Source organism: Neobacillus drentensis (assembly GCF_036966985.1).
In the GTDB taxonomy this organism is placed as follows: domain Bacteria; phylum Bacillota; class Bacilli; order Bacillales; family Cytobacillaceae; genus Neobacillus; species Neobacillus drentensis_E.
In genome coordinates this window covers 1-4,505 of the sequence record NZ_JBALSN010000681.1, presented here as the reverse complement: position 1 = coordinate 4,505, position 4,505 = coordinate 1, and the positions used below count along the sequence as shown (strand labels likewise).

6 protein-coding genes are annotated in these 4,505 nt (G+C 39.8%); 1 reads left to right on the top strand and 5 read right to left on the bottom strand.

What is annotated here, in order from left to right:
* The coding region (gene guaD, locus V7659_RS30390; protein ID WP_335543740.1) for a guanine deaminase at positions 1–1,134 on the top strand (1,134 nt) is incomplete at its 5' end.
* Positions 1,135–1,250: 116 nt separating this feature from the next.
* On the opposite strand, the gene V7659_RS30385 is transcribed toward guaD, so the two are convergent.
* The 5 genes from V7659_RS30385 to purU all read right to left on the bottom strand — a co-directional run bounded on the left by V7659_RS30385 (position 1,251) and on the right by purU (position 4,461).
* Positions 1,251–1,673 carry an SRPBCC family protein gene (locus V7659_RS30385; protein ID WP_335543739.1) on the bottom strand — a complete coding sequence of 141 codons (423 nt, stop codon included), beginning with the start codon at positions 1,671–1,673 and terminating at the stop codon, positions 1,251–1,253.
* 194 nt (positions 1,674–1,867) lie between these two features.
* On the bottom strand, positions 1,868–2,068 hold the full coding sequence (locus V7659_RS30380; protein WP_335543738.1) for a CDGSH iron-sulfur domain-containing protein: 201 nt from the start codon (positions 2,066–2,068) through the stop codon (positions 1,868–1,870).
* Positions 2,069–2,083: 15 nt separating this feature from the next.
* Complete coding sequence (folE, locus tag V7659_RS30375; protein WP_335543737.1) at positions 2,084–2,722, bottom strand: GTP cyclohydrolase I FolE; 639 nt, start codon at positions 2,720–2,722, stop codon at positions 2,084–2,086.
* 6 nt (positions 2,723–2,728) lie between these two features.
* Positions 2,729–3,472 carry a helix-turn-helix transcriptional regulator gene (locus V7659_RS30370; protein WP_335543736.1) on the bottom strand — a complete coding sequence of 248 codons (744 nt, stop codon included), beginning with the start codon at positions 3,470–3,472 and terminating at the stop codon, positions 2,729–2,731.
* An 89-nt stretch (positions 3,473–3,561) separates the two neighbouring features.
* Positions 3,562–4,461 carry a formyltetrahydrofolate deformylase gene (gene purU, locus V7659_RS30365; RefSeq protein WP_335543735.1) on the bottom strand — a complete coding sequence of 300 codons (900 nt, stop codon included), beginning with the start codon at positions 4,459–4,461 and terminating at the stop codon, positions 3,562–3,564.
* Between the last annotated feature and the right edge of the window lie 44 nt (positions 4,462–4,505).

The following is a 4,505-nucleotide window of genomic DNA, read 5'->3' as shown; positions in this document are numbered from 1 at the left end:
CATGTACATGCTCCGCAATGGGCTCAGTCTGGAACAGCATTAGATATTCCACTCTATGATTGGTTAAACACCTATACCTTCCCTCTTGAATCGAAATTTTCGGATTTAGTTTTCGCGAAAGATGTCTACGAAGATGTCGTTAGCACCTTACTCGCAAACGGAACAACTACGGCACTTTATTTCGCTACTGTACATAAAGAAGCAAGTTTATTACTAGCAGAAATTTGCGCTGAAAAAGGGCAGCGCGGATTAGTCGGAAAAGTTGTGATGGATAATCCTGAACAAAATCCAGATTATTATCGTGATGCAGATACACAAACAGCCTTAGCTGACACAGAGGAATTTATTTTATCTGTAAATAAATTAGCAAAGAACACGAAACAGGGTGTTTATCCTGTTGTAACCCCACGTTTTATTCCTAGTTGTACGGATGATGCCTTAAAAGGTTTGGGAGAATTAGCTGAAAAATACGGAACGTATGTGCAATCGCACTGTAGTGAAAGTGATTGGGAGCATGGTTATGTTAAGAATCGCTTCGGTAAGAATGATGCTTTTGCATTACATCAATTTGGTTTATTAGGCGAAAAGTCAGTTATGGCGCATTGTAATTTCTTAGATGAAGAAGACGCCGATTTATTTGCTGCCACAGGTACTGCTGTATGCCATTGTCCCATCTCTAATGCTTATTTTGCCAATAGCGTCATACCCATCGCACATTTGCTTTCCAAAGGAGTTGAAATTGGTTTAGGAACCGACGTTTCTGGAGGTTTTTCACCCAGCCTTTTTGATAATGTTAGACAAGCAGTAATTGTTTCTAGAATGTTAGAAGATGGCGTGAACAGCACTCTTTCTGCTGAGGAACGTGGTGTAGCTAATTCACGTATCACAATAAATGAAGCGTTCTATTTCGCAACAGCTGGTGGCGGAGAAAGTTTAAATTTGCCGATCGGCCGCTTGGAGGAAAACTACGCTTGGGATGTACAAATCATTGATACGTCAGTTCCATACGCAAAACTTCCTATTTATCATGCAAACGAAGATTTACATGATATCTTTCAAAAGATTATGTATCTAGTCAACCCAGAAAACATTCGTGAAATTTGGGTACAAGGAGTAAAAGTTCATTCCCGTTAATGATTTATAAAAAAAGTGACAGGCATCAACCATTTAATGGGTTGCCTGTCACTTTTTTATTTAAATTCTCTCTATTTAATTGAAGATGATATTTGAAAAAGAACTTGTCAATTTATTTATTGCTCAGCATATTTTTTAAAGTTATCTAAAATCGCCTGCCAGCCGGCTTGTTGCATTTCAATTGGATTGGTCGTTTCCGCATCAAAAGTTTCAATTACCTGGGTTTCGTCTCCTTGGCCTTTAAAAGTAACATCTACTTTTCTTCCATCCCCCATGGTATAAGAAATAACCTCATTTACTTTCACTTCGTCATAAATTCCACCAAAATCAAAACCAAAACTGCCATCTTTTGCTTCCATTCTTGTAAGGAATTTTCCGCCAACCTTTAAATCATTTTCAGCGACTGGCGTATGCCAGTCATCTGAAGCGTTGTTCCATTGGGTAATGTGTTTAGGCTCTGTCCAATATTCCCACACTTTTGCTACTGGCGCATAAACAGTTGTTTCTACAGTGACTTTTTCATTATTGCTTGTTGTCATTTGAATTTCCACCTCTCATCATATACTGAGTTTAATATGTTGATTGAATTCCTTCATGCTGTCACAAACCTGTTAATATCTTATCAACTCTTCCTTGAAACCGCAATCACCAGTCTTGATAAAGGAAACACAATAAAACAAAAAAGCCAGAATGGAGACGCCCATCCTGGCTGAATCAAGTGGTGCCTGACACCTTATTCTGTGGCCCGTGGACTGCTTTCAAACCCTCCCTTTTTATGTGAACCATCACAAAAAGGCTTTTTGTTGGAAAGGCCGCAACGGCAGAGATACACTTTTGCCTTCTTAGGATATTCCTTGCCCTCTGCATCGAAAATCTGAAAATCACCACTTACCTGCAATGGCCCATTATCATTAATCTTAATTTGATTTTCCATTCTTATCACATCTCCTCAGTTTTTTATTAATGAAAAAAATTCTGAACGTAATTCCGCTTGTGTGCCAAATAGCCCATGCATGCTCGAGGTTGTGGTAGACGTGGTGGATTTTTTCGTTCCCCTGCTGCACATACACATATGCTTAGCTTCAACGACGACGATTGTTCCTTCTGGCTCTAAAACCTCCTCCATCGCAGCGGCGATCTGCGATGTAAGCCGTTCTTGCACTTGAAATCTTTTCGCATAGCCATCCACCATTCGGCCAATTTTTGATAAGCCTGTGATTTTCTCATTTGGGATATAACCTACATGGGCCATGCCAAAAAACGGAGCGAAATGATGTTCACACATTGAAAAGAACTCAATATCCTTTACTAAAATCAGTCCCTTATGTTGAATATCAAACGTCTTTTCGAGATAGAGTTTGGGGTCCTCATGATAACCTTCGGTGTATTCGAGGAATGCTTTAAGTACCCTAAAGGGGGTGTCTTGTAGTCCATCTCGATCAGGATCATCCCCACACAGTTGAATTAATTGTCTAATCGCCGAGGTAAAAAAATTTACATCCATTAAATTCCGATGGTTTTCCTGTGCATGGGGTTTAAACAAGCTTGGGAACTTCTCAGATAAGAAAAGATATTGATCACTTGTCATTACACATCATTCCTTTGACATGGTATTGGAGGGTTCATCCTCGATGATTAAACAAGGGGTGGGATGATTCGCTTGCTCATTTTGTTGAATGCGAAAGGCGCAGCAGCCATCACCATTCTGTAGACGCTGTTCTCTTTGCACCTTGCATCCAAGCAACCGGGTAAGTACAGAAACAGTCACACTGCACAAGATCGGACGTTCGAGTGCAACATTATGAAAGGGACAATTCCGCTCAATTAAGTAATCATCCTTACCCTTTTTGACTAATTCCATATAAGAGTCATCTTTTGTATAAAAATCCTTAAGCACCTTTATTCTTTCATTGGTACTAAGCCCCAACAATTTCGGTTCCCATTCACGAACCCTTTCTTCAACCATCGCGGCAAGTACGTTTTTCAGGGCATTCATTCCGAGATGTGTGACCATCGTGTCAAGAACTTCAATCGTTAAGTGATCATAATTCTTTTCAAAGAGATGTTCACCAGCAGAGGTTAATCGATATCGGATGTGAGGCCGGCCAATGCCATTTTGCTTTTTGGAAATTCTGGCAATCCAGCCATCCCTTTCTAAATGGAGAAGATGCTGACGGACGGCCTCACCGGAAGTTTCTAACAATGAGGCAAGTTCGCTCATGGATGAAGCACCACTAGTTTTAATCGCATGAACGATTCTTCTTCTTGGTTCCGACAAATGTTCGGCTTGAAAACTCAGGTCTCTCCCCTCCCTGCTCTTTCTTAAATGTATATTCACCTACCTTTGGAATAGTTCAAGATTTTTATTGAATAAATGGAAAAATTCATTTTTCAAAGGCAAAAAAAAATCCCTTTCAGAGGGATTTACTAGAAAACAATCGTTTTATTTTGATGGACGATTATGCGGTCTTCGATATGCCATTTCACTGCTCTAGCTAAAACGCTTCTTTCAATTCTACGACCGATCTTCTTAAGGCTATCGACATTATCATGGTGATCTACCCGGCTGATATCTTGTTCGATAATAGGTCCTTCATCGAGGTCGTTTGTCACATAATGAGAAGTGGCACCAATCAATTTTACACCGCGGCCAAAAGCTCGTTCATAGGGTCTTGCACCAACAAAGGCTGGTAAAAAGGAATGGTGAATATTAATAATTTTATTCGGATTTTCTTCGACAAACGTCGGAGACAAGATTTGCATATAGCGGGCCAATACCACGAAATCAATTTCATACTCTTTTAGAAGTTTCAGTTGGGTGGCTTCGGCTTGTCCACGTATATCTTTATTGGCTGGAACGTAATAAAACGGAATGTTCAGCCCTTCGACAACCTCTCTAGCGGTTTCATGATTACTGATCACAAGGGCAATATCGGTCATTAGATCACCGCTTTGCCATTCCCATAAGAGTTCAAGCAAACAATGAAGCTCTTTCGATACAAAGATTGCCGCTTTTTTCACATGATAAACATGAGTAAGGTTCCATTCCATGGAGAACTCCTTGCCAATTTCAGCAAACTGGCGCTCCATGTCTTTCGCCTTTTCCTTTAAACCTGGGCACTCAAATTCAATTCGAATGAAAAAAGTACCTCCCTCAGGATTAGTTGAATATTGACTAGACTCGATAATATTTGCATTATAGGAATACAAAAATTTCGAAATCGCTGCAACAATTCCGGGCTGGTCAGGGCAACTAACTAATAGGCAGCCCCGGTTCTTATTCTTTTCCTGAAATAATTCAATTTGATCTTTTATATAGGCATTCATGTCCACAAAACCTTTCTAATATTGTTTTACACATTATACATTAG